A 5,387-nucleotide genomic window follows, 5' to 3' on the forward strand; every position below is an offset into this window, starting at 1 on the left:
CACATGGGGCATCGATAACAGGACAGTGGCATTACGGGCTTTACCAGGCGATAAAAAGGCCACCCGCCTGGAAACAAGAGTAGTTGGCTCAGACACCAATCCGTACCTCGCATTGGCCGCCTGTTTGGCCGCCGGGCTGTATGGTGTAAAAAATAAATTGCCGCTTGAGAAAAAAATAACCACCGGTAATGGGTACAAAGACACCTCGAATGGTGTATTACCACAGAACCTTCATGTGGCAACCCAACAAATGAAGGAATCGGCCCTTGCAAAAGAGTTGTTCGGCGAAGCCTTTGTTGAACACTTTACGTTAACCAGGGAATGGGAGTGGCGGCAATATGCCAAAGCCGTGACCGATTGGGAATTGAAAAGATATTTTGAAATCATCTAAGTAACCGCATATGGCATTTCAGTATAATTTTCCTACTACTATCCGCTTCGGCGCCGGCGTGATCAGCGAGCTGCCGGCGTACCTGCAGAAAAACGGGTTATCAAAACCCATGATCGTTACCGACCCAACGATAGCGGGATTATCATTTTTTAAATCAATCGTAAAAGATCTGCAGTCACAAAATATCTCCGTGGAAGTATTCAGCGATATCCACAAAAATCCTGTGAAAAGCGATGTGTACAAAGGCACCGATTTCTGGGACCATACCGGCCGCGACAGCATCATTGGCATTGGCGGCGGCGCCGCGCTGGATGTGGCGCGTGCCATTGTGCTGAGGGTGCATCACCGGGAAGATCTTTTCAAATATGATGATCTTATAGGCGGCGATGTGTATGTAACCAATGATGTGCCTCATTTTATTACCGTGCCCACCACGGCCGGCACTGGCAGCGAAGTAGGCAGGAGCGCTATTATTGCTGACGACGAAACACACCAGAAGAAAATACTTTTTTCGCCCAAACTGATGGCAAAGATTGTATTTGCCGATCCGGCGCTCACCATGGATTTACCGCCGTTTATCACCGCTGCCACCGGTATGGATGCCTTAACGCATAACATGGAAGCATTCCTGGCAAAGAATCCACATCCCTTATGTGATGGCATTGCCCTGGAAGGGATCTATCTCATTAAAAATTCACTGGAAAAAGCCACTAATAACCCGGATATAGAAAGCCGTAGCAATATGCTCATGGCGTCTATGATGGGTGCCATTGCTTTCCAGAAAGGACTGGGTGTAGTACATTCCCTGGCACATCCCCTCTCCTCGCTGCTGGACACGCATCATGGCCTTGCCAATGCCGTGAACATTCCTTACGGCATGCAGTTCAATATTGCAGGCTTTGAAGATAAATTCCGGCGCATTGCCAGAACGCTGGAGTTGAAAGAGGAAACCGGCGAAGCAGTAGTACAGTATCTCTTTGATCTTAATTCAAAAATAAATATACCGCATCATCTCCGCGATATCGGCGTTACGGATGCACATGTGGAAACACTGGCCGATCTGGCGCTGGCAGATTTTGCACATCCCAACAATCCTAAACCGGTTACACGGGAAGATTTCAAACAGTTGTACCTAAACGCGCTATAGACATGAAGAAAAAGATAGGGCTCAGCTATACGGAAGCCAGCTTTGCCAACTACGAAAAATGGTTTACGCCTGAAGACCTCGGCGATGACCTGGAAGTGGTGATCCTGTCTTTCCTGCGCAATAATGCAGAAGATATTTATACCTGCGATGGACTGGTGCTTACCGGTGGCGTGGATGTAATCCCTTCGCTGTATGGAGGTGCTGAAAATTATCCACACCAGCCAACGGAGTTTTTACCTGAAAGAGATGATTTTGAAAAACGTCTTTATGAATATTCCCAGCAGCATCAGCTGCCTGTATTGGGCATCTGCCGCGGGTTACAGTACATCAACATACTGGAAGGCGGGAAAGTATATGAAGATATCGGCGAAGCCGCCAACAAAATCCATAAAAAAGACAACAGCGATAAAATCCATGGTGTAAACATCCGGAAAGATACCCTGCTGTACAAGGCTACGGGCCTGGAAAAAGGACAGGTGAACAGCGCTCATCACCAGGGCATTCACCCTGGCAGCCTGGGAAAAAATATTATGGTGAGCGCCACTTCCGATACCAGCGATGAAATTATTGAAGGGATCGAATTCAAAGACAAAACCGGGAAAGGTTTTATGCTTTGTGTGCAATGGCATCCGGAAAGAATGCCGGAAAAAGAAAGCAACCCGCTCTCCCAACAGATCAAAACAACATTTCTTCAAGCAGTACGAAACCATACGAAATGAGAATCTTTAATCCTGCCACCGCACAAACCCTCGCCGTTCTCCGTGAAGATTCACTGACAAGGGTTGTTGAGAAAACCGCCTTGCTCCGGCTCGCATTCGATCATTGGTCCGCGAAGCCACTGGCAGAGCGTATTGCAGTGATTGCCCGCTTCAGGGATCAACTGGAAAAAAGAATAGAAAAACTGGCCGGTATACTTACTTCCGAAACAGGGAAACCATTGCAGCAATCGCGCAATGAGATCAACGGCGCCGTTACCCGCATCAACTGGATGCTGGAGAATGCAGAAAAATATCTTTCTGATGAGTGGGTAACGAATACGGATACACTAAAAGAAAAGATTTCCTACGAGCCGCTGGGCATTATCTGTAATATCTCTGCATGGAACTATCCCTACCTGGTAGGCGTCAATGTATTTATCCCCGCCTTGCTGGCAGGTAATACTGTGCTGTATAAACCTTCCGAATATGCAGTGCTCACCGGCATGGAAATAGAAAAGCTCTTTTATTACGCCGGCCTGGAACATAATGCGTTTAAAATAGCCATCGGTGGAAAGGCCACCGGGGAAAGCCTGCTGGGCCTGAGAGTAGATGGTTACTTCTTCACCGGCTCCTACAAAACCGGTAAATACATCTACGAAAAAATAGCGCCCAGGATGCTGCCCTGTCAGCTCGAACTGGGTGGAAAAGATCCGCTGTATGTAGCAGACGACATTGAAGATATTGCAGCCGTAGCAGCGGCTACTGCCGACGGCGCTTTCTATAACAATGGGCAAAGCTGTTGCGCAGTAGAGCGCATTTACGTACATGAAAAAGTATACGACCAGTACGTAGAAGAATTTGTAAAAGCGGTGAAATCCTGGAAGCTGGGATTGCCTACAGATGAAGGCGTATACTTTGGCGCCATCACCAGGAAAGAACAATTAAAAGTGCTGGAAACGCAGGTACTGGAAGCACGAGCCAAAGGCGCTACGCTGAAACTTGGTGGCCATATCATTGCACATGAGGGTAATTTCTTTGAGCCAACCATTCTCACTGATGTGGATAATTCCATGAAAATTATGCAGGAAGAAAGCTTTGGACCGGTGATAGGAATTATGAAAGTAAGCAGCGATAAAGAAGCGATTGAAATGATGAATGATACGGAATACGGGCTTACCGCTTCCGTGTATTCCTCCAATGGTGAAAGGGCGCAGGCCATCCTTTCGCAGGTGAATGCAGGTACCGGTTACTGGAATTGCTGCGACCGTGTTACTGCCGGACTACCATGGGCAGGAAGGAAACATTCCGGTTTTGGCGCTACGTTATCCCACCAGGGATTGAGAGCGTTTACAAAAACGAAGTCGTGGCAGATGAAGGGGTAAATTTTTAAATGAACTACCAGCTGAGCGTGATGCAATTCAATATTGTATCACGCTTTTTTTTCCGGCTCTTTTATGATTTGTTAATACACGTTCTGTTATAATGCATGGGGCAGTCTTCATAAATATTACAAATAATATTGTCTCCCGCGATATTGCTGTAACCCACATTTTTTTACCTGACTGCATTTATGACTGAACAACAAAATAAAGAATACAAACAATCCTGGAAAGATGAATACCTGAAATGGATTTGTTGCTTTGCAAATGCGCAAGGTGGTAGATTATTTATTGGCATCGATGATAATGGCGTTATTGTAGGTGTACAGGATTATAGTAAACTAATGGATGAGATACCGAATAAATCGGTTAACCATTTGGGATTGGTGGTAGATGTAAATCTTCATAACAGTGGGGACAAGCATTACTTAGAAGTGATAGTACCGGTTAGCAGTGTTCCTGTGGCCTATCACGGGATTTATTACTATCGTAGTGGCAGTACAAAACAGGAGCTAAAAGGGATTGCTTTACAAAATCTTCTTCTGAAGAAAATAGGAAAGAAATGGGAAGACATCCCGGTAGAAGAAGCCTCATTAAAAGACCTGAGCATTACCACTATACGCCGTTTTATCTCCAGGTCTGTTGGAATGAACAGGATTCCGCGAACAGCCAGGAAAATGAATATCGAACTATTACTAAAAAATCTCGACCTGATAACAGAACAGGGACAATTAACGAATGCATCGCTATTACTTTTCGGAAAGAACTTCATGAAAATATCCGTAACCGCGAGTTTCAAGATTGGAAGATTCGGCAAATCAAGCCACGATCTGCTATTCCAGGACATTGTTGAAACAAATATTTTTGATATGGCCGACAGGGTTATGGAGGTCCTGAAGACGAAATATCTTATCCGTCCGATTTCCTATAAAGGTTTGGAGAGAATAGAACCTTTAGAGTATCCCGAACCGGCTTTAAGGGAGGCAATACTCAATGCCATTATTCATAAAGATTATTCGAGCACCTATGTATTTCTACGCGTATATGACGATCGCCTGCATCTTTGGAATCCTGGCTCTTTACCGGAGGAATTAACGGTTGAAAAATTAAGAGCGGATCATTCCTCCTATCCCAGGAATAGAAATATAGCAAATGTATTTTTTAAAGCGGGGTATATTGAATCGTGGGGAAGAGGTATAAATAAAATAATTGACTCATGTATTGAATCAGGATTGCCTGAGCCTCTGATTGAATTAGAACAAGGTGGATTTAGCATTACATTTTTAAAAGAAAGACACGCAAATAAGCATGCACCATTTGAAGAGCTCGAAGAGAGACAACTCAAGGCCATTTTATACATCAGAGAATATGGAAGCATCAATAATACGCAATATCAGAAATTGGTTGGTATATCGAAAAGAACAGCAACGAGAGATTTACAGGAACTATTAGAAAGAAATTTCATACAAAAGTCAGGAAATACCGGAAAAGGAACCTCATACACTGAACCAACTTAAATAATAGGGGCCACAAAGGGGCCAAAGGGGCCACAAAGGGGCCACGAAGGGGCAAAGGGGCCGTAAAGAAACAGTAAAGGGGCAATGTACCAATCTCCTCTATCTAAATTCCCACACTTCATTTTGGCATTTATACCTAATTACCTTAGGTTTGCTCCGCATTTGGTTCCGCCCGGCGGCGGATTAAAAGGGAATCCGGTGCAAAACCGGAGCTATCCCCGTAGCTGTAAGCCTGCATTTACCAACAGGTAAATT

The 5,387-nt window shown here is 44.9% G+C and carries 4 protein-coding genes, 1 pseudogene and 1 riboswitch; all 5 genes and pseudogenes read left to right on the forward strand.

The genetic code is table 11. From position 1 onward, the window contains the following. Window positions 1–391 (forward strand): annotated as a pseudogene (locus VIM72_RS04360) (glutamine synthetase); the annotation flags it as partial. 10 nt (window positions 392–401) lie between these two features. After that, the gene (locus tag VIM72_RS04365; protein WP_332001644.1) at window positions 402–1,538 is read left to right on the forward strand and encodes an iron-containing alcohol dehydrogenase; all 1,137 of its coding nucleotides are present in this window, start codon (window positions 402–404) and stop codon (window positions 1,536–1,538) included. A 2-nt stretch (window positions 1,539–1,540) separates the two neighbouring features. Then, complete coding sequence (locus VIM72_RS04370; protein ID WP_332001645.1) at window positions 1,541–2,257, forward strand: gamma-glutamyl-gamma-aminobutyrate hydrolase family protein; 717 nt, start codon at window positions 1,541–1,543, stop codon at window positions 2,255–2,257. Beyond that, window positions 2,254–3,618, forward strand: a complete 1,365-nt coding sequence (locus VIM72_RS04375) for an aldehyde dehydrogenase family protein (protein ID WP_332001646.1) — start codon at window positions 2,254–2,256, stop codon at window positions 3,616–3,618. The genes VIM72_RS04370 and VIM72_RS04375 overlap by 4 nt, the downstream gene beginning before the upstream one ends. A gap of 188 nt (window positions 3,619–3,806) precedes the next feature. Next, entirely contained in the window at window positions 3,807–5,132 is a 1,326-nt protein-coding gene (locus VIM72_RS04380) for an ATP-binding protein (protein WP_332001647.1), read from the forward strand. A 146-nt stretch (window positions 5,133–5,278) separates the two neighbouring features. After that, window positions 5,279–5,387: riboswitch (cobalamin riboswitch) on the forward strand. This riboswitch is flagged as partial in the annotation.

Origin of the sequence: Chitinophaga sp., assembly GCF_036569185.1 — a bacterium.
GTDB lineage: Bacteria > Bacteroidota > Bacteroidia > Chitinophagales > Chitinophagaceae > Chitinophaga.